The organism is Campylobacter sp. CFSAN093260, from assembly GCF_012890095.1.
Lineage (GTDB): Bacteria > Campylobacterota > Campylobacteria > Campylobacterales > Campylobacteraceae > Campylobacter_D > Campylobacter_D jejuni.
In genome coordinates this window covers 172,987-193,782 of sequence record NZ_CP040618.1, presented here as the reverse complement: position 1 = coordinate 193,782, position 20,796 = coordinate 172,987, and the positions used below count along the sequence as shown (strand labels likewise).

General features: G+C 31.0%; 21 protein-coding genes. 12 read left to right on the top strand and 9 right to left on the bottom strand.

The annotated features are described in order from the left end of the window. Window positions 1–38: 38 nt before the first annotated feature. Both dapB and purF read left to right on the top strand, forming a co-directional pair. Window positions 39–767, top strand: a complete 729-nt coding sequence (gene dapB / locus FBF22_RS00980; protein ID WP_004307584.1) for a 4-hydroxy-tetrahydrodipicolinate reductase — start codon at window positions 39–41, stop codon at window positions 765–767. A gap of 1 nt (window position 768) precedes the next feature. After that, on the top strand, window positions 769–2,106 hold the full coding sequence (purF, locus tag FBF22_RS00975) for an amidophosphoribosyltransferase (protein ID WP_004307582.1): 1,338 nt from the start codon (window positions 769–771) through the stop codon (window positions 2,104–2,106). A 2-nt stretch (window positions 2,107–2,108) separates the two neighbouring features. Here the strand turns inward: purF and fliI are convergent, their stop codons facing one another. Together fliI and folE are read right to left on the bottom strand one after the other, a co-directional pair. Then, window positions 2,109–3,494, bottom strand: coding sequence for a flagellar protein export ATPase FliI (fliI, locus tag FBF22_RS00970; RefSeq protein ID WP_002851735.1), 1,386 nt, complete (start codon window positions 3,492–3,494; stop codon window positions 2,109–2,111). Continuing rightward, on the bottom strand, window positions 3,494–4,066 hold the full coding sequence (gene folE, locus FBF22_RS00965) for a GTP cyclohydrolase I FolE (RefSeq protein ID WP_004307579.1): 573 nt from the start codon (window positions 4,064–4,066) through the stop codon (window positions 3,494–3,496). Before folE ends, fliI begins: the two co-directional genes overlap by 1 nt. 143 nt (window positions 4,067–4,209) lie before the next feature. Here folE and tig point away from each other — a divergent pair, with 143 nt between their 5' ends. The 10 genes from tig (at window position 4,210) to FBF22_RS00915 (ending at window position 12,991) form a co-directional block, all read left to right on the top strand. Then, complete coding sequence (gene tig, locus FBF22_RS00960) at window positions 4,210–5,544, top strand: trigger factor (RefSeq protein WP_002851938.1); 1,335 nt, start codon at window positions 4,210–4,212, stop codon at window positions 5,542–5,544. Next, window positions 5,544–6,128 carry an ATP-dependent Clp endopeptidase proteolytic subunit ClpP gene (gene clpP, locus FBF22_RS00955; RefSeq protein ID WP_002806309.1) on the top strand — a complete coding sequence of 195 codons (585 nt, stop codon included), beginning with the start codon at window positions 5,544–5,546 and terminating at the stop codon, window positions 6,126–6,128. Before tig ends, clpP begins: the two co-directional genes overlap by 1 nt. Before the next feature lie 35 nt (window positions 6,129–6,163). Continuing rightward, on the top strand, window positions 6,164–6,691 hold the full coding sequence (def, locus tag FBF22_RS00950; protein ID WP_002917788.1) for a peptide deformylase: 528 nt from the start codon (window positions 6,164–6,166) through the stop codon (window positions 6,689–6,691). Continuing rightward, complete coding sequence (locus FBF22_RS00945; protein WP_002869505.1) at window positions 6,688–8,193, top strand: YifB family Mg chelatase-like AAA ATPase; 1,506 nt, start codon at window positions 6,688–6,690, stop codon at window positions 8,191–8,193. The genes def and FBF22_RS00945 overlap by 4 nt, the downstream gene beginning before the upstream one ends. Before the next feature lies 1 nt (window position 8,194). Continuing rightward, window positions 8,195–8,893 (top strand): NYN domain-containing protein, encoded by a 699-nt coding sequence (locus FBF22_RS00940; protein WP_002826913.1) that lies wholly within the window; start codon window positions 8,195–8,197, stop codon window positions 8,891–8,893. Further along, window positions 8,877–10,247 (top strand): bifunctional ADP-dependent NAD(P)H-hydrate dehydratase/NAD(P)H-hydrate epimerase, encoded by a 1,371-nt coding sequence (locus FBF22_RS00935; protein ID WP_004307574.1) that lies wholly within the window; start codon window positions 8,877–8,879, stop codon window positions 10,245–10,247. Before FBF22_RS00940 ends, FBF22_RS00935 begins: the two co-directional genes overlap by 17 nt. Then, a complete protein-coding gene (gene purN / locus FBF22_RS00930; protein ID WP_002900760.1) occupies window positions 10,238–10,804 on the top strand; it encodes a phosphoribosylglycinamide formyltransferase in 567 nt (188 codons plus the stop codon). Before FBF22_RS00935 ends, purN begins: the two co-directional genes overlap by 10 nt. 71 nt (window positions 10,805–10,875) lie before the next feature. Next, the gene (locus FBF22_RS00925) at window positions 10,876–11,595 is read left to right on the top strand and encodes a TerC family protein (RefSeq protein ID WP_002900759.1); all 720 of its coding nucleotides are present in this window, start codon (window positions 10,876–10,878) and stop codon (window positions 11,593–11,595) included. Beyond that, the gene (locus tag FBF22_RS00920) at window positions 11,588–11,797 is read left to right on the top strand and encodes an alkylphosphonate utilization protein (RefSeq protein ID WP_002851709.1); all 210 of its coding nucleotides are present in this window, start codon (window positions 11,588–11,590) and stop codon (window positions 11,795–11,797) included. Before FBF22_RS00925 ends, FBF22_RS00920 begins: the two co-directional genes overlap by 8 nt. 9 nt (window positions 11,798–11,806) lie before the next feature. Then, window positions 11,807–12,991 carry a metallophosphoesterase gene (locus FBF22_RS00915; protein ID WP_002851935.1) on the top strand — a complete coding sequence of 395 codons (1,185 nt, stop codon included), beginning with the start codon at window positions 11,807–11,809 and terminating at the stop codon, window positions 12,989–12,991. A gap of 12 nt (window positions 12,992–13,003) precedes the next feature. Here FBF22_RS00915 and FBF22_RS00910 read toward each other — a convergent pair whose 3' ends face one another. The 7 genes from FBF22_RS00910 to FBF22_RS00880 form a co-directional block, all read right to left on the bottom strand. Beyond that, complete coding sequence (locus FBF22_RS00910) at window positions 13,004–14,362, bottom strand: hemolysin family protein (protein WP_002869507.1); 1,359 nt, start codon at window positions 14,360–14,362, stop codon at window positions 13,004–13,006. 98 nt (window positions 14,363–14,460) lie between these two features. After that, the gene (locus tag FBF22_RS00905) at window positions 14,461–15,666 is read right to left on the bottom strand and encodes a putative transporter (RefSeq protein ID WP_079264533.1); all 1,206 of its coding nucleotides are present in this window, start codon (window positions 15,664–15,666) and stop codon (window positions 14,461–14,463) included. A gap of 45 nt (window positions 15,667–15,711) precedes the next feature. Further along, a complete protein-coding gene (locus FBF22_RS00900; RefSeq protein WP_002867104.1) occupies window positions 15,712–16,458 on the bottom strand; it encodes an energy transducer TonB in 747 nt (248 codons plus the stop codon). 1 nt (window position 16,459) lies between these two features. After that, complete coding sequence (locus tag FBF22_RS00895) at window positions 16,460–16,870, bottom strand: biopolymer transporter ExbD (protein WP_002851714.1); 411 nt, start codon at window positions 16,868–16,870, stop codon at window positions 16,460–16,462. Further along, window positions 16,857–17,618: a MotA/TolQ/ExbB proton channel family protein gene (locus FBF22_RS00890; RefSeq protein ID WP_165433275.1), complete on the bottom strand. Its 762-nt coding sequence runs from the start codon at window positions 17,616–17,618 to the stop codon at window positions 16,857–16,859. The genes FBF22_RS00895 and FBF22_RS00890 overlap by 14 nt, the downstream gene beginning before the upstream one ends. Window positions 17,619–17,629: 11 nt before the next feature. After that, complete coding sequence (locus FBF22_RS00885) at window positions 17,630–19,897, bottom strand: TonB-dependent receptor (RefSeq protein WP_002886404.1); 2,268 nt, start codon at window positions 19,895–19,897, stop codon at window positions 17,630–17,632. Next, window positions 19,894–20,745: a ChaN family lipoprotein gene (locus FBF22_RS00880; protein WP_002886402.1), complete on the bottom strand. Its 852-nt coding sequence runs from the start codon at window positions 20,743–20,745 to the stop codon at window positions 19,894–19,896. The genes FBF22_RS00885 and FBF22_RS00880 overlap by 4 nt, the downstream gene beginning before the upstream one ends. Window positions 20,746–20,796: the final 51 nt, after the last annotated feature.

Here is a 20,796-nt window from a genome sequence, read left to right as displayed (position 1 = left end):
TAAATGCTAAAATCAATATTTTATTTTCAAGGAAAAAGATGATTAAAATAGGAATTTATGGCGCTAAAGGACGAATGGGAAAACAGATTGAAGAATGTTTAAAAAGCGAAACACAAGCACAAATTTCGATACTTTATGATAAGGGTGGAAATTTAGGAGAGCTTTTTGAAAAAAGCGATGTGATTATTGATTTTTCTTCCCCAAGTGGAACTCATGAGCTTTTAAATTATGCAAGAACTATGCCTAAACCTTTGGTAATAGGTACAACAGGGCTTGATGAGAAAATTTTACATTTGATGCAAAGTGCTAGTGAAGTGATGCCGATTTTTTATGCGACCAATATGTCTTTAGGTGTTGCGGTTTTAAACTATCTTGCTAGTAAAGCCAGTCAAATGCTAAGAAATTTTGATATAGAAATTTTAGAAATGCATCATCGCCATAAAAAAGATGCACCAAGTGGTACAGCTATGACTTTAGCTCAAAGTGTAGCAAAAGCTAGAAATTTAGAACTTGAAAAAGTAAGAGTAAGTGGAAGAGATGGCATTATAGGTGAAAGAAGCAAAGATGAGATTGCCGTGATGAGTTTAAGGGGTGGCGATATAGTAGGACGTCATACAGTAGGTTTTTATGAAGATGGAGAATTTTTAGAACTTAATCATACCGCTACTTCAAGGGCGACTTTTGCTAAAGGTGCGATTAAAATCGCTATTTGGCTTAGCAAGCAAGAAGCAAAAATGTATTCAATCAATGATTTTTTAGGAATTTAAAATGTGTGCAGTTGTAGGAGTTATTAATTCAAAAAATGCTAGTACTTATGCGTATTATGCGCTTTTTGCTATGCAACACCGTGGGCAAGAGGCAAGTGGTATTAGTGTGAGTAATGGTAAAAATATTAAGACTATTAAAGCCAAAGGTGAAGTGAGTCAAATTTTTAATCCCGATAATTTAAAAACTTTAGAAGGTGAAATCGCTATAGGGCATAATCGCTATTCTACAGCAGGAAATTCAAGTTTAAATGACGCTCAGCCCATAGCAGCTACTTCGGTTTTAGGTGATATTGCTTTAGCGCATAATGGAAATTTAGTCAATAAAGAAGAGGTAAGATCAAGACTTATTCAAGATGGGGCTATTTTTCAAACCAATATGGATACAGAAAATGTTGTCCATCTTATCGCAAGAAGTAAGCAAGAAAGTCTAAAAGATAGATTTATTGAGAGTTTAAAAGAATGTATAGGAGCTTATTGTTTTGTTTTAGCAAGCAAAGATAAACTTTATGTTGTAAGAGATCCTCATGGGGTGCGTCCTTTGTCTTTAGGGCGTTTAAAAGATGGAGGCTATATAGTTGCTAGTGAAACTTGTGCTTTTGATCTTATAGAGGCTGAATTTATTCGTGATGTTAAACCAGGGGAAATGCTTATTTTTACTCAGGGAAATGATAAATTTGAAAGCATAGAACTTTTTTCTCAAACTCCTAGAATTTGCGCTTTTGAATACATTTATTTTGCTAGACCTGATAGTATAGTAGAAGGCAAAAGCGTGTATGAAGTGCGTAAAAAAATGGGCGAAGCTTTAGCTAAAAAATTTGCTTATAAAGCAGACTTTGTCGTGCCTGTGCCAGATAGTGGAGTAAGTGCAGCTATAGGTTTTGCGCAATATTTACAAATCCCTCTTGAAATGGCAATAGTAAGAAATCATTATGTAGGAAGAACTTTTATAGAGCCAACTCAAGAGCTTAGAAATTTAAAAGTAAAATTAAAACTTAATCCTATGCGTAAAGTTTTAGAAGGCAAAGAAATCGTAGTCATTGATGATAGCTTGGTGCGTGGCACTACTTCTAAAAAAATAATTTCTTTGCTTCGTACTGCAGGAGCGAGCAAAATCCATCTTGCCATAGCTTGTCCTGAGATCAAATTTCCTGATACTTATGGCATAGATACTCCAACTTTTGAAGAACTTATCAGTGCAAATAAAAATGCTGAAGAAGTGCGTGAATATGTAGAAGCTGATACGCTAAGTTTTTTAAGCATAGAAGAGCTAACTCAAAGCATAGGCGATGAAAGGAAATATTCTTTAATCAGTTTTGATGGAGATTATTTTATTAAATAATTTTATTTTAAATTAGGATTAGGCAAAGTTGCACTTGCACTTCCTACATTTATATTTTGAGTTGGTGGCAAAGGAGTATTTGGTGTATCAATTTGACTTAAAAGCTCTAAAGTTTGATTAAATTCGAAGCTTTCTTCAGGATTTTGTCCTAAGAATTTTTGCATAAATTCTTTTTTAGAAATAGCTTCATCAAGTTCTTTATCACTTCCTTTCTGATAAGCACCGATGCGAAGCAATACTTCATTTTCTTTTAAAAGCGAGTTTAAACGCTTAAATTTTCTTGCCCAAAGTTTATGTTCAGGACTTATAATATCGCTCATTACCCTTGAAGCAGAGTTTTGTATATTAATAGGAGGATAAATTCCAAAGTCTGTTAATTCACGGCTTAAAACAATGTGTCCATCTAAGATAGAACGACTTTGATCGGCGATTGGATCGCTCATATCATCACCATCCACTAAAACGGTAAAAAAGGCTGTTATAGTGCCTTTACCTTCTTCTTTACCGGTTCTTTCCATGAGTTGAGGCAAAAGACTTAAAACACTTGGCGGATAACCTTTGGTTGTAGGAGGCTCCCCAAGAGCTAGTCCTATTTCTCTTTGCGCCATAGCAAAACGCGTTACACTATCCATGATAAAAAGTACATCTTTGCCCTGTTCTTTAAAGTATTCTGCCACACTCATTGCGCAAAAAGCACCGTATTTACGCATCAAAGCACTATCATCACTTGTAGCAACAATAATCACTGTATCATCGAGCTTTCCGCCTAAATTTTTTTGTATAAATTCAGGAATTTCACGCCCCCTTTCTCCTATGAGTGCCACTACTTTTATAGGAGCTTTGGAATTTTTAACTATCATTCCCATAAGAGTGGATTTTCCTACCCCACTTCCTGCAAAAATACCAAGTTTTTGTCCTACACCACAAGTTAAAAGCGCGTCTATGGTTTTAACACCCACGGGAAAAACTTCTTCTATAAGCCCTCTTTTCATGGCATCAATAGGTGCACGCATTATAGGCATATATTTGGTTGCTTCTATAGCTCCTTTACCATCTTTTGGACGCATAAAAGGATCTACTACCCTGCCTAAAAGTTCATCGCTAACGCCTATTTGCATACCTGCATCACTTATAAAAGCACGATCGCCTATTTTAAAACCTTCTATAAAAGAAAATGGGCTTAAATAGCTAAATTGTTCTTTGATTTCTACAACCATAGCTAGAGTGTTTAAATTTTCATTTTCATTAGAAACTAACTTCACTATATCTCCAACCCCTGTTTTAAGCCCACGAATTTCTATACTTGTAGCAGAAATTTTTGTAATCTCTCCAAAAATAGCACTTAAATTTTCTTTGCCAAGTTTGGAGCGTAGTTTTTCAAGATTCATTAAAATCTTACCTGTTTAGCAGAGTTTATGAGAGAAAAAAATTCCTCTCTGGTTTTTTCATTTTTTAAGAAAATTCCACGTAAAGCTGAAGTTGTAGTGGTGGAATTAGCTTTTTGCACTCCACGCATTTCAACACACATATGTCTTGCTTCTATGACTACACCCACACCTTTTGCATCGACATTTTCCATTAAAGCTTGTGCGATTTGTTCAGTAAGTTGTTCTTGAATTTGAAGTCTTCTTGCAAACACTTCTACAAGGCGTGGAATTTTGCTTAAACCTACTACTTTTTTATTAGGGATATAGGCTACATGAGCACGCCCAAAAAAAGGCAAAAGATGATGTTCGCAAAGACTGTAAAATTCTATATCACGCACTAAAACCATTTCATTATTAGAACTTTCAAATAAAGCGTCATTTAAAATTTCTTTGACATTTTGCGTATAACCACTAGTAAGAAATTCATAAGCTTTAAAAACACGATTTGGCGTTTTAATAAGCCCTTCACGATTTGGATTTTCTCCTATAATTCCAAGTATGGTTTTAACACAATCTTCAAATTTTTTTTGCAAATTTTTCTCCAAAAATATTTTTTATATTTTAATAATTAATGTAATATTGCAATTTTATCATAAATTACTTTAAAATTTTATGCAAGTAATAAGGAAAAATTTGCTATCATTGAAGGCAAATTTTATTTTATAAGGAAAAAACTATGGAAGTAAAGGCAAAGCAACTAGATTCTGTTAATGCGACTGCTAGTGTAAAAATTCCTTCAGGAATGATCAAAAGTGAAGTAGAAAATTTAGCAAAAAAAGCTTCTAAAAGTGTAAAAATGGATGGGTTTAGACCAGGAAAAGTTCCTGTAAGTGCCGTACTTAAAAGATATGAAAGAGAGCTCACTCAAGATGCAGAACAAAATCTTTTTAAATCCGCTGTAAATAGCGCTTTACAAGAACTTAAAAAAGAAAATAAAGAGCTTGTAGGTGAGCCATATTTTGAAAAATTTGATCGTAAAGATGGAGAAATTATTGCTGAATTAATACTTTCTTTTAAACCTGAAATCAAACTTGAGGGTTATGAAAAACTCATCCCTGAATATCAAACTCCAAAAGTAAGTAAAAAAGAAATTGATGAGAAAAAAGATGAACTTTTAAAGCGTTTTGCTACTCCTGAAGCTATAAAAACAAAAAGAGCTTTAAAAGAAGGTGATTTTGCAAAATTTGATTTTGAAGGTTTTGTAGATGATAAAGCTTTTGAAGGTGGTAAAGCTGAAAATTATGTTTTAGAAATTGGTTCTAAGCAATTTATTCCAGGTTTTGAAGATGGTATGGTGGGAATGAAAATAGGTGAAGAAAAAGATATCAAAGTAACTTTCCCTAAAGAATACGGCGCAGCGCATTTAGCGGGTAAAGATGCAGTATTTAAAGTAAAACTACATGAAATTCAAGAGCTTAAAATTCCAGAACTTGATGATGAAATGCTTAAAAAACTTTTACCAGGAGAAGAAAAAGCTAGTGTTGAAGTTTTAGATGAAAAATTAAAAGAGCAAATCAAAAATGAAAAACTTTTCAAACTTGTAAATGATGAATTAAAAGGCAAATTTGCAGATGCTTTGATTGAAAAATATAATTTTGATTTACCTAAAGGCATAGTAGAACAAGAAACTGATATGCAGATGCGTGCGGCTTTTAATACTTTTAGCGAAAAAGAAATTGAAGAGCTTAAAGCAAGTAAAGAAAAATATCAAGAAAAACGTGATTCTTTTAAAGAAGAAGCACAAAAAAGTGTAAAACTTACTTTTATCATTGATGAACTTGCAAAATTGCGTAAGATTGAAGTAAATGATCAAGAATTGATTCAAGCGATTTATTTTGAAGCATATCGCTATGGTATGAATCCAAAAGAGCATTTAGAAAACTATAAAAAACAAGGAGCTTTGCCTGCTGTGAAAATGGCTTTAATTGAAGAAAAACTTTTTAATGATATTTTTATACCAAAAACAGAAAAATCGGAAAAAGTGAGCAAAAAAGAGAAAGAAGATAAATAATGTTTATTCCTTATGTTATTGAAAAATCTAGTCGTGGTGAAAGAAGTTATGACATTTATTCACGCCTTTTAAAAGATAGAATTATTATGCTAAGTGGTGAAATTCATGATGAACTTGCCGCTTCTATCGTAGCACAACTTCTTTTTTTAGAAGCTGAAGATCCTACAAAAGATATTTATCTTTATATCAATTCTCCAGGTGGTGTAATTACAAGTGGTTTTAGTATTTATGATACTATGAACTATATCAAACCTGATGTTTGTACGATTTGTATAGGACAAGCTGCTTCTATGGGAGCATTTTTGCTTAGTTGTGGCGCAGAAGGAAAACGTTTTGCTTTGCCTAATTCACGTATTATGATTCATCAACCTTTAGGTGGAGCTAGAGGTCAAGCCACAGATATTGAAATTCAAGCCAAAGAAATTTTAAGACTCAAAACTATACTTAATGATATTTTGGCAAAAAATACTAAGCAAAAAGTTGCAAAAATAGCAAAAGATACAGAAAGAGATTTTTTCATGTCAGCACAAGAAGCTAAAGAATATGGGCTGATTGATAAGGTTTTGGAAAAAAGTTTTAAATGATTTCTTTGGAGATCATTTAAAACAAAGGTTTTTTAATGGTTAGAAAAATTATCACCTATCCCAATCCTAGACTTTTTTTAAACTCTGAAATTGTAAATAAATTTGATACAGAACTTCACACCTTGCTTGATGATATGTATGAAACTATGATAGCAAGTAATGGAGTAGGTTTAGCAGCTATTCAAGTGGATATTCCTTTGCGTGTTTTACTTGTAAATATTTTTGATGAAAACGATGAACAAAAAAAAGAAGATTTGCTAGAGATTATCAATCCTGAAATTATTCCTTTAGATGAAGAAATGATCACTTGCACAGAAGGGTGTTTGAGTGTGCCAGATTTTTTTGAAGAAGTGAAACGCTATAATCATATCTTGCTTAAATATCAAGATCGCTTTGGAGAATTTAAAGAACTTGAAGCAAAAGGTTTTTTAGCTGTGGCTATTCAACACGAAAATGATCATTTAAATGGACATTTATTTATAGAAAAAATTTCCTTTACTAAGCGTCAAAAATTCGATAAAGAATTTAAGAAAAAAAAGAAAAATCATAAAAAAGAGAAATGAAAAAACTAAAGTGCATAAGCTTTCATGAAGGCTTAGACATTATAGAGGTAGAATCCACTTTTACAAGAGGTTTGCCAAATTTAAGCATAGTAGGGCTTGCAAGTACAGCGATTAAGGAAAGTGTCGAACGCATCAAAGCCACACTTTTAAGTTGTGATTTTGCTTTTCCTGCTAAAAAAATCACTATCAATCTTAGTCCTTCAGGCATCCCAAAAAAGGGATCGCATTTTGATTTGGCTATCGCTTTATTAATCCTTTTGCAAAATGAAGAATTAGATGACTTTTTTGTAGTAGGAGAATTAGGACTTGATGGAAGTATTAAAAGCACAAATGAGCTTTTTTCTTTGCTTTTGTTTCTCTCTGCTAAAATTAAAAAAGCTAAGATCGTTGTTCCAAAAAGTATAGCACAAAAAGCTTCCATGATACCAAATTTAGAGGTTTATGGACTTGAAAATTTAAATGAAGCAATAGAGTTTTTTAAAGAAAAAAATTATGAAAATTTTCGTTTTTCTCACAATCATCCTTTATTTGCAAACCCTTTACAAATAGAAAATGAAATTTTTTTACAAAATATGGATTTTAAACTTGATTTTAAAGACATCAAAGGGCAGGAAAAAGCCAAAAGAGCTTGTATGATAGCTGCTTTAGGTATGCATAATATCTTATTTGAAGGAAGTCCAGGAAGTGGTAAAAGTATGTGTGCTAAACGCCTTGTTTATATCATGCCTCCTCAAAGTTTAAATGAAATTTTAATGCAAAATGCTTATATGTCTTTAGATTCAAAAGATTGTGAATTTACTAAAATTCGTGCTTTTCGTCATCCTCATCATACTTCTACAAGAGCAAGTATTTTTGGCGGAGGAACAAAAAATGCTAGAATTGGAGAAGTCGCACTTGCAAATGGTGGAGTATTGTTTTTTGATGAATTTCCACATTTTAACAAGCAAATCATAGAGAGTTTAAGAGAACCTTTAGAGGATCATAAAATTCATATTTCAAGAGTAAATTCTAAAATCACTTATGAAACAAAATTTAGCTTTATAGCTGCCCAAAATCCTTGTCCTTGTGGAAATTTATTCTCCAAAAATCTTTCTTGTGTTTGTAGTGAAAATGAGATTAAAAAATACAAAAATCACATTTCAGCTCCTATTATGGATAGGATTGATCTTTATGTAGCTATGGATGAGATCAGCAAGGATGATAAAACGAGTATAAGTTCTAAAGAAATGAGTGAAAAAATTTTACAAGCTTTTATTTTTAGTAAAAAACGGGGGCAAAAAGAATTTAATGGGAAATTAAAAGATGAAGATTTAAGTCGTTTTTGTGTATTGGAAAAAGATGCCAAAGATACGCTAGATTTAGCAATTTCACGTTATAATCTTTCTTTGCGATCGCTTAATAAAATTTTAAAAGTTTCAAGAAGTATAGCGGATTTAGAACAAAGTCTTAATATTAGCAAAACCCATATTTTAGAAGCTTTAAGCTTTAGAGCAAGGAATTAAAATGGAAAATAAAAGTATAGCTATCTTTATAGATGCAGAAAATATCCCTGCAAAATACGCTAAAAGTATTTTTGATATCGCTTCAGATTACGGAGAGGTTATCATTAAACGCATTTATGGGGATTGGACCCAAAAAAATATACAAGGTTGGAGAGAGCAAATTGCTGAATATTCTTTAATCGCTATGCAACAATTTAATTTTGCAGCCAACAAAAACTCAAGCGATATGTATTTAATCACTGAAATTATGTCCATATTTTATGAAAAAAATATAGATATTTTTGTTATTGTTTCAAGCGATAGTGATTATACTTCACTCATTCAAAAATTAAGAGAAAATAAAAAACAAGTTATAGGAATGGGGCTTGAAAAGTCTATAAAATCTTATGTAAATGCCTTTAGTGAATTTTTTTATTTAGATAAAGATGAGAGTAAAAAAGAAGATATTTTAAGTAAGGATTATTTAAGAGCTTTAATCAATATCACCGAACAACTTATCGATGAAAAAGGGCGTGCCGAATACGCACAAATCCGTACTAATATGAACCGCAAATACTCGGATTTTCATCCGCAAAATTATGGTTTTAAGAATTTTCGTGCTTTGATCCAGAAATTTTTACCCAAAATGAAAAAATTTGAAGAAGAAAGAGAAAAAAATATATATTTTTTGGTGAAAAAAGATTATGAAAGCTATTATTGATAATATAAAAATTTTAGAACAAAATGCTATAAATAAAGGCTTAGATGAGCTTATTTTAATGGAAAATGCGGGATTAAATTTAGCCAAGCTAATTAAAAAAGAAGCTAAAAAAATTCGCATTCAACGCAAGATTAGAAAAGTAAAAATACTTTTTTTATTAGGCGGGGGTAACAACGCTTCAGATGGCTTGGTGGCTTTAAGAAATTTAAAACACGCTAAAGCTTATAAAATAGGCTTTAAAGAAAATACGCTTTTTAAAAAACAAGAGCAAATTTTACAAAATTATGCTTTTAAATTTTGTCAAAAGGAGCCTAATTTTAAAAAATTTCATATTATCATTGATTGTATTTTAGGTACAGGTTCAAATCGTTGTTTAGATGAAAAAACAAGTTTAATTATTCAAAAAGTTAATCAAAGTAAGGCTTTAAAAATAGCTTGTGATATACCTACAAATTTGGGATTTTATCCTTGTTTTAAAGCTGATATTACACTTTGTATGGGAGTTTTAAAGGAAATTTTATTTGAAGATTTTGCTAAGGAATTTGTAGGAAGGATTAAAATAGCCAATTTAGGCATTAGCTCTAAGAAATTTTACTCTAATTCTCAAGCTTTTTTGCTTGAAAAAAAAGATTTAAAAACTATAGATAGAAAAATCAACGCCAATAAAGGAAATTTTGGCCATATTTATATAGTTGCCAATGCAAGCGCTGGAACTTTAGCAGGACTTGGAGCCTTAAATTTTGGAGCAGGTCTTGTTTCTTTAGTAGCGCAAAAAAGCTTCTCGCCTCTTTTGATGTTAAAAGAAAAAATTGAAAATAATGCAAGTGCTATTGCTTTAGGTATGGGGCTTGAAAATTTGGATTTTCTAAAAGATGAAATTTTGCAAAACACTCCTTTGATCTTGGATGCAAACTGCTTTTTAAGTGAAGCTTTGCTTTGGTATTTAAACAGAAAAGATGTTGTTATAACCCCTCATCCAAAAGAATTTATAAAACTTTATAAAATGTGCTTTGATGAGGATTTAGATATAGAAACATTGCAAAAAAATCGCTTTTTCTATGCTAGAAAATTTTCGCAAAATTATGATTGTGTTCTTGTTTTAAAAGGAGCAAATCCTATTATTGTGCAAAAAGAAAAATTATTTGTTGTAAATTTAGGAAATCAAGCCTTAGCTAAAGGTGGGAGTGGAGATGTTTTAAGTGGAATGATTGCTGCACATTTAGGTTTTGGTTTTAGCGCTTTAGAAGCAGCAAAAAATGCTACTTTAGCTCATGGACTTGTTGCAAAAAAATATAAATTTAATAAAAATAGCTTTGACGCTTTAAAACTTATCAAAGGATTAAAATGCTTGTAAAATTAGCTGTACTTTTTAGTGGAAATGGAAGTAATTTAGAAAATATTTTAGAAAAACTTCATAAAAAAACCATAGGGGAAAATACCTATGAAGTAGTACTTTGCCTTTGCAATAAAAAAGATGCTTTTGGTATACAAAGGGCAAAAAAATTTGGTCTTGATACTGTAATTGTTGATCATAAGGCTTATAATACTCGTGAAAAATTTGATACGATTTTGGTACAAAAAATCAAAGAAAGTGGAGCAAATCTTACTGTATTAGCAGGTTTTATGAGAATTTTAAGTCCTGTTTTTACAAAAAATATCAAGACAATTAACCTTCATCCTTCTTTATTACCCCTTTTTAAAGGAGCACATGCGATTAAAGAAAGTTATGAAAGTGATATGAAAGTGGCTGGAGTCAGTGTGCATTGGGTCAGTGAAGAACTTGATGGTGGAATGATTATAGCTCAAAAAGCTTTTGAAAAAAGAAATTTGAGTTTTGAAGAATTTGAAGAAAAAATTCATAGTCTAGAACATGAAATTTTACCCTTAAGTGTGATTGAAATTTTTTCTTAAAGAATTAAAGGTATTTGCTTTAAAACTATAAAATATCGCTTTAAAAAATTTTAAAATTTTCAAGGAAATTTATGTTTGAATGGATATTTAGTATTGATGCTTGGATTACTTTAGCTACTTTAAGTGCTCTTGAAATTGTACTAGGGATAGATAATATCATTTTTTTAGCTATTTTAGTAAGCAAACTACCCCCTGAACATCGTGATAAAGGACGTATCTTAGGTTTAGCTTTTGCAATGATTACAAGAATTTTACTTCTTTTATCTCTTTTTTGGGTGATGAAACTTGTAACACCTTTGTTTAGTGTATTAGACAATGAAATTTCAGGAAGAGATCTAGTTCTTTTACTAGGTGGGCTTTTCTTGATTGTAAAGTCTATTAAAGAAATTAAAGAGCAAATTTCTCATCAAGAAGAAAGTCAAAGTCATTTTAAAGCAAGCAATAAACTTTGGATAGTTGTAGCTGAAATTGCTGTGATTGACATAGTGTTTTCGCTTGATAGTGTTATTACCGCAGTAGGAATTGCTCAAGATGTAACCATCATGATTATCGCTGTTATTATCGCAGTAGCTGTGATGCTTTTTGCTTCTAAACCTATAGCAGATTTTGTTGAAAAATATCCAAGCATTAAAATTTTAGCCTTAGCTTTTTTGGTGCTAATAGGCGTAGTTTTAGTTGCTGAAAGTTTTGATATTCATATTGATAAGGCATATATTTATACCGCTATGGCTTTTGCTTTAGTGGTGCAAATTTTAAATATTTTAGATCAAAGAAAGGAAAAAAATGGCTAAAGACGCTAATGGAATAGAACTTAACACAGGTGATAGCGTGAGTGTAATAAAAGATCTTAAGGTTAAAGGTGCAAGTACAACTTTAAAACGTGGAACTACTATAAAAAATATTAAGCTCACTTCTAAAGAAGGTGAAATTGAGGCTAGAGTAGATAAATTTGGCGTTATTGTTTTAAAAACTGAATTTTTAAAGAAAATCTAGGCAAAGAATGTGCGAATCTTACTTGTTTTAAGAGGGAATTATTACGCAGGACAAGAAGAATTTATCAAAAATAATAAACTTCAAAATTATACACTTGATTTAAATGCTTTGCGTCTTTTATCAGGAAGCGTTAAAAATATAGTCAGTGAATATAAAATTTTAAATGTTAAAAATGATGAAGATTTGAGTAAAATTTTACTCAAACTTCTAGAAATGCGTATGCAAAAAGGTGAGTTTAGCATCATAAACGCTTACAACGAAACATTAAAAATTTATAAAGACTTAGCTAAACAATATCGCTATAAAATATATGTTATTGTTTTTGATAGCTCTTTAAAACAATGTCAAGAAAAAAATCTTTTAGAAGCTAAAAAAAATGGATATATCATTCCTTATGCTCTTTTGGAAAAAACTCAAGATTTGCTCAAAAAAAATCCAAAAAAATACCCAATTTTAGACTCAAGAGACTGGAAAAAATGTCTTTACCAAATGCCAAATTTAAGCAAATACAAAAAAATTCATCATATAGGAGATTTACAAGGTTGCTATAGTGTTTTAAAAGAATACATTAAAACAATCAAAGAAGATGAATTTTATATATTTTTGGGAGATTATATCAACAGAGGTATAGAAAATGGCAAAGTAATAAAATTTCTTTTAAAAATTTGCGAAAAAGAAAACGTATGCTTATTAGAAGGAAATCACGAAAGACATCTTATAAAATGGGCTAATGGAGAATTGTCAAATTCCAAAGAATTTAATGAAAATACTTTAAAGGATTTTAGAAAAGAAAAACTTACTCCAAGAGATGCTAGAAAACTCTATCCTCATCTAAAAGAATGTTTATACTACAAATTCCAAAATAAATTCATATTTTGTTCACATGGAGGAGTAAATTTTATACCCTCCAAACCTGAAAAAATAAGTTTTATACCAAGCCATGACTTTATTTATGGTGTAGGTGGATATGAAGACAGTCAAAAAGTAGCAAATCAATTTTGTAATTTCACCTCGGACAATCTTTATCAAATCTTTGGACACAGAAATAAAGAAAAACTTCCTATGAAAATAGCCAAAAGAGTATTTTTATGCGAGGGTAAAATAGATGATGGTGGATATTTACGCGTAGTTACACTAGATGAAAAAGGTTTTGAGTGTATAGAAATTAAAAACCAAATTTACAAAAAGAAATAAGCCTAAAGAGGCTTATTCTTCATCTTTATTTGTTTTTTTAACCACCTTAACACGCTCTATAGAATTCCCATCCATTTTTTTAACTTCATAGTAACAAAGTTCATCTTCAATGCGATCTCCTACCATAGGCAAGCGTCCTAAAAGATTAAATACATAACCACCTATAGTAACTTGTTCTAAATCCTCATCATAGTTTATTACAAGCATTTCTTCAACAGTTTCTATATCGCATCGTCCTTGAAATTCATAGATATTTTCAGCAAGTTTTTTATAGCTGTCTTCTTCATGCTCGCTTTTAATTTCGCCAATAATTTCTTCCATGATATCTTCCATGGTTAAAATTCCAGCAGTTCCACCATACTCATCAACTACTAATGCAGTATGAGAGCGTTCTTTATTCATCATTACAAGTACTTTTGAAATGCTGATATTTTCAGGAACCAAAATCAAAGGTTTCACAAAAGTATCTAAATTTTGACTTTTATGGTTTAATTCATTTTGTATTATATCTCGTATGTGTATCATACCTAAAATAGTATCTTTAGAACCATCAATATAAGGAAAGCGAGTATGTTTATGCTCACAAATGATTTGCATATTTTCTTCGTAACTTTTTTGTTTATTTAGACAAATCATATCTTTTCTAGGAGTCATAATCTCTTTAGCAACAGTATCTGAAAAATCAACAGCATTGCGTATGATCTCTGTTTCAAATTCATCTAAAACTCCACCTTTTTGACTCTCACTTGCTATGATTTTAATTTCTTCTTCGCTATGAGTTAGCTCGCTTTCTTTAGCAGGTTTTATTCCAAAAAGTTTCAAACTTATAGCTGCTAAAAAATCGAAAATTTTAATACAAGGCAAAAAGAGCATCCAAAACCAATGAAGCGGTCTAGCTATAAATAAAACCGCTTTATCTGCAACTGCAATAGCTATACTTTTTGGCACAAGTTCTCCTAAAACCACATGTAAAAGAGTAATAATGCTAAAAGCAATAATGAAAGCTATAGTATGGATAATAACAGTGCTAAAACCAAGATTAATAAGCGGAATTTCTAGCATTTTTGCAATAGCAGGCTCACCTATCCAACCAAGAGCTAGAGAACTTAAAGTAATTCCTAATTGACAAGCACTAAGATACGTATCAAGCCTTGAAGTAACCTCCAAAGCTTTCTTGGCACCAGCTTTTTTTTCTTTTACCATCTCTTCAAGCTTGGAACGACGTACTTTAACAATACTAAATTCAGACAAAACAAAAAAACCATTTAAAAACACTAGAGCAAGTGCAACAACAACCATAAGCATAGAATATCCTGCATCAAAAGATGCTGTAGAAGTTTGGTTTAAATCCAAAACCTGACTGGGGTCCAATGAAGCTCCTTAAGAAATAAAATATTATTAAACCTTATTATACACAATTAAAAGTAAATTTAATATTTGAATTTTTTCTTGTATTTTATAAGAAAAAACTAAGGCTTATAAGAAATATTTTTCTCAAATTCTTTTAAACGCTTATATATACTTCTAAGTTGAGTGATAGTTGTCCAGTTTGTGATAAAAACACTAAAAGAGCTTCGCACTTGATCAAATGCATTATTAATCTGCATTACAATACCAAGTCCTATAGCTCCAGCAAAAAGCCCTGGTGCCATGATTAAAAATGGCACTATAACTATCATTTGCTCAAATAAAATGAGCCAAATATTAAAATATCCATAATGTAAAAAAAGTCTTTTATAGTTAAATTTAAGCCCTGTAAAAAGCTCTATCATAGTCTCATTTTTAGCGTATTCTTTGCGATTATCCTCAGCATAAACAAGCTCTTTTCTAAAAGCTGCTTCAGCTTTTTGATTGTTATATTCAAGTCCAGGAAGCTTAATACCTACAAACCATGACACAACCAAGCCTCCTAAAGAAATCAAAAGTGCAATATAAACAAGCAAACCATCAATGTTTTTTAAAAAATAAAAAAAAGAATTTTCGCTTAAATTTGCAAATAAAGCTTTACTCACAACATCACTTAAACTCCATAAAATCGGAATAAATGCTACAAGGGTCATCAAAGCTTTTATAAAACTAAGTCCTAAACTCTCTACGATTTTAGAAAAATTATAAGTATCTTCTTGAATTCTTTGCGAACTTCCTTCTATATTATCATCTTTATTTTTCCAAAATTTTAAATAAGAAAAAGTCATAGCCTCACGCCACTTAAAAGCATAGACGCTAGCAAAATAGATATTAATTGTAGCGATTAAAACATAAGGAATAGCAATAGCCAAAAAAACTAAAATCAAAGCATAAAAATCACTTGCTGAATAATTTGGCTTTTCAATCATAGCCCTAGAGTTGAAAAAATATTCTAATAAATTTTGATAATAATACAATGCGCCTTTATTGATAAAATTAGCTTTTTGGAAATTTTGCTCAGCTCTTTGATTAGCCTCTTGGATTAAAGTGGCATTATTTTCAAGATTTTCTTCTATTTTTTGCGTAGAATTAGAATCCAAAAGTTCTATTTTTGGCTTTTGTAAAACATTGTAAAAATCACTATACCATGAATTGATCGCAACATTTAAGCTTGTTTGTATATATAAGAAAAATAACAGTAAAAAAAGTCCCAAATAAGCCCATAAAGCCCATTTTTTACTTTTAAAAAACGAAGAGAACATAATCATCACCTTTAAAATAAAAATTCTAATAAACTTTTTTTAATGAAAAGTTTATTTTTTACCTAAATAGTCTTTAATATTGTAATCAATAGGCATAACAAAACTGATTTTATCACCATTTTTTAACATTTCTTTAGGCGGTTTTGGCAATGGAGAAGCTCTTTTAAATAAACTTAAAGCTTCATCATTGAGCGCTGCATAAGGGCAAGATTTTTTAAGCTCTTTGCTTAAGACATTTCCGCTTTCATCAATGCTTACGCGAATTCTTACAACGCCTTCTTGTTTTTGCATTATCGCTTCTTGAGGATATTTTTTAAATTTAGTCAAATGAGCCATAAGCAAAGCTTGATAGCTTTTAACTTGTTCTTTGGCATTGCCACTTACTATAGTTTGTGTTTTATCTTCATTACTTTGTAGCGGAGCACTGAGCGATTCATTTTTAAATTTTGAATTTTCACTTGCATTAGCTATTTCTTTTTGAGCTTGGTTTTCATCTTGCTTTTCAATCTTTTTTTGAACTTTTAATACAGCATTTTTATCTTGAGAATTAAGACTTATTCTTTCATCTTGTTTTTTGTTTTTATCTTGAGAATTACTCTTTTTTTGATCAATCGAAACTTCTTTTAATTCCCCGATAGGAAGCTCTGATACCATCATAATGGAAGTAAATTCCGCTCCTTGTTTAAAATCAACACCACTTGATTTTTCTTGAGTATAAAAAGAAAAAAGGAAAAACATTAATACTAAAGTATGCAATATCAAACTTAACACAAACCCAAAAATCACACTAGACTTCATACTAATCCATCTTTTTACTTGAAAGAGCTATTTTTCCATAGCCATTCTCTTTTAATTTTTGCATTACTTGCATAATATCTTCATACTTTACACTTTTATCGATATGAAAATAAATAATTTCTTCTTTATTGCCTTTGGTTTTTATATCTAAAGCACTTGAAAGATTTTCTAGGCTTAATTTATCATCATTAATAGCCAAAGTATTATCAGTATTTAAATAAAGTATGATGGGATTTTTAAGCTTATCCTCTGCTTGCTGCGAACTCTTGGGTAATTCTATTTTGATAGAACTTGTGATAAGAGGAGTAACAGCCATAAAAACAATCAATAATACAAGCATAATATCTATAAAAGGAGTTATATTGATCTCACTTAACTCCTCTTCTTTGTGAGCCATTTCAGTTTTTATCATTAAAATAACTCCTATGAAAAAGTATATAGACAAAATTTGCAAGCTCATCTAAATGGTGCATAAGTTTTAAATTTTTTCTTGTAAGATAATTATAAAAAAGCACCGCAGGGATAGCAGCTATCAAGCCAAAAGCTGTAGCAAACAAGGCTTCAGCTATACCAGGCGCAACGACTGCCAAAGAAGCATTGCCAAGATTTGCTATACCTATAAATGCATTCATAATTCCCCAAACTGTTCCAAAAAGCCCTATAAAAGGTGCGCTAGCACCTATGCTCGCAAGCAAACTCAAGCCATTTTTGCTTGCTGTGATTTGCTTTGAGATGGTATTTTGCAAACGCAATTCTATACGCTCTTTTATGTGATCATTTTTATATTCACTTTTTTCAAGCTCATCTTGAATTTCTAAAGATAAAACACCTGCAAAATCTTTTGTCTGATCTAATTCATTGAGATTTTTTAATTCTTTTATCTTTTGTATAGACAAGTCTAGATTTTTTTTCATAAAATAAAATTGCATAAGCTTAGAAATAAAAACTGCCCATGCTAAAATGGAAAATAAAACCAATATATAAATAACACCTTTTACCACCTCATCAGCATTTTGATAAAGACTAGAAAGAGAAAGCTCTATTTTAGGTGCTTTGGTTTCTATCTTAGAAGAATCAAAAGATAAATTTGTATCTGTTGCATTTGCTTCTGCATTTAAATTTAACAATAAAAAAACAAAATAAAAACATTTTTTTAACATTTGTATATTCCTTAATATTTATATTCAAAACTTACTACAAAGGTGCGACCACGAGCAGAATTGCTAAAAAGATAGATAGGATCACCTGCTCCATTATATTGAAGCTGATTATCTAAGGAATTATAAGCATTTAAGGCATCCATGTAGTTTTTATCAAATAAATTTTGCACCTCTGCTCTCATTGTGAGGTTTTTAAACCATTCTATATTCCAATATAAATCTACTATAATAGGAATTTTTGGTAAGTCTTGTGTGGTTGGTTTAGGATAATAAGGATTGTTTGGATCCTTATTCCAATCATCTGTATTTGGATTTACCCTTTTTGCTTTGCCTGTGTATTTTGCTATACCACCAAAGCTTATTTTGTCATTTAGCCTAAAGCCAAGCTCTACATTTGCATAATCTTTTGGAAGCTCCATGATTTTACTTGCCGAAAAAGAGCCAAGAAGAGGTCCTGAAGTTTGAGAAATAGTCGAACTTGTATCTTGTCTTGAATACATAGCTTTAGCATAAGCAAAACCCAAGTCATAGCTTAATTCTAACTCCACACCCTTAAATATAGTATCATCAGCTGAATTTAAGTGCATATAAAATTGCGAGCTTGGAGGAATTTTACTTGGATCTTCAAGATAAAATTGTTCATTATAAATATAATCTTTTATTTTTGTATGATAATACACGGCTTTAAAACCAAAGCGATCATCATCTTTTAAAAGTCCATGTTTAAAAGAATTAAAACCTATTTGCCAAGTATTGGCTTGTTCTGGTTTTAAGAAAGGATTGATACCATTGCCTTCGTTATTTGAGAAAAACATTTCTTGCACATTAGGGGCTCTATTTGTTCTCGCAAAACTTACAAAGGGTGTAAAAAGCTCGTGTATGGCAGCTGAAAGCATGACAGAAGCATTCAGGCGAAGTCCATTTTTATCTATATCTGTCGCCGCTTTTGGAAAACACATAAAATTTACTTCATCGCAAGCAGGTCTGTGTCCTTTGATATTCCAATCTAAAAGATTCACATTAGTATCAAGTGTAAAGATACCATAATTTAGACTATTATCAAGATAATAAGTAAAAAGATTTTGTTTTCCACGAGGCTGAAAAGGTATAGAATTTACTCCTTGAATTGATGTATTTAAGGTATTTTTATAATCATTAAGCAAAATATTTGCTCCAAAGCGTGTGTTTAGATTAAATCCATGCCATTCACCCTCTAAAGTATCACTTATATCAAAAGTAGTGGCAGTATTTTTTGCCTTTGTGTTAGCTATGGCATCGTTTGCCGCAAAAGTAGATTTTGATCCATAGGTTTGTATGCCTTGATTGTAGGCAATAAGCGTATTTACATTAAGCCACTCATTAGGGTTGTGCCAAAAATCAAGTTGATAATTGTCATTGTGTATTTTTCTACCGGCAAGTTCGTTTTGATATCTACGATAAGAAAATATAGTGTTTGTAAAAGAATTTGGGACATATTCAAGTTTAAAAAGTTGAGAGTTTGGTTTTTGGGTTAAAAAATCTGGATCAAAAGGAGCGATATTGGTATCAGCTATACCATCTCCATCAGTATCAACCATACTACTACCTATCTTGCCACCCCCGCCTACAGTGTAATTTTGAGTAATTCTCTTTGCGCTATAACCAAAAAGCGCGCCCACATATCCATTATTTTCAAGTTCAGTCTTTCCAGCCACTGCACTCATATAACTTGGTCCGATTCCATTGCTTCCATAAGAAAATCGTCCTAAAAATCCAAAGATATTGCCATCATGTACAATATCATTTATACCTATGGTCTTAAAATTTGCTGATCCCATCAAGGCATTTGCTCCACCTACTCCTTCAAAAGTTCCCCTTGTAACATCAACTCCGATTAAGAAATTTGTATCAATAACAGCTCCAAAAGCTGAAGTTCCCGTTTGTGAATGAAATCTAGCTGGATCATCTGATGCACTACCATAAAAAGTTTGAGTAACACCGTCAATCATGGTATTAACACGCCCAAAACCACTCATACCACGAATATTTACTTGAACTGTACCTTGAGCTTGATCTGTGTTTGTGTAGGTTCCAGGTATACTACGCACTATAGAATCTATACTTTGTGTATCTGAACCTATACCCTCTCTTGTGCTTGTTGCTCCAGAAGTTACAAAAGGTTTTTCATCGTTTTTGATTTTTGAACCTGAAATTTCAAGACTATCAAATTCTAATTCTTCAGAAAAAGCAAAACTAGCAAAACATAAACCTACAGCACAAAATAAACTTAATTTTTTCATTCCTCCCCCTTATAAATCAAAACATAATCACTGTCTTTTAAATCTATTTCTCCATAGCTTAAATTCACTACAACTATTTTTTTACTGCTTTTAAAATCTTGTATATGTAAAGGAATTCCTATTTTTTTACTTGTATGATAGCTTCCAGCTAGCAATAAAACTTTATTTACATGATGAACCAATACATCAGCCATACGCCTGTCTTTGAATTGTTGAATTTCCACCAATTTATCTAGTAATTCTTTATTTTCTTCAGGATTTAGCTTATGGCTTAAGGATATAATGTCAAAAAGTTGTTTTTTTACTTCATTTGTGGTTGAAACATAACCCTTTAAGGGCTGAGCCCCATTATAAATACTTGTAATTTCTGAGCGTGAAAGATTTACACCCAATATTTTTGACTTTGAATAAAAAACCACATTGACAAATTGCTCATAATCTTTCCATTTCCAGATCTTATCCCAATTTAATGCATTAGTAAGTTCATTGGCTTTAATGGTTTTTTTATTTTTAAAAGCTTTATCTAAGTGATTTTGCTCTGTGCTTGCTAACATTTCTAAAGCTACATCAAAGTTTATATTTTGAGAACTTAAATTTCCTTCTAAGGCATTAAAAATCATAACTTGACTTATCTTATGTTTAACCTCATCGTGTTTTTCGCCAAGCAGTATCACATCTGCTTTTAGCAATTCTAAAATCATATCTTCAAAAGAAATCTTTTTTTGAGTATGCGTATCAAGTATATAAAAATCTTTATTTTCTTGAAGTGGAGATGATTTTTGCAAAACAGCACAAGCGCTCAACATAAAGCTTATAAATAGAATGCTTAAAATAGTATAAAATTTCATTATTATTGTTACTTTCTTAGTGGTTTATTTTTGATATTGAATATTAATATT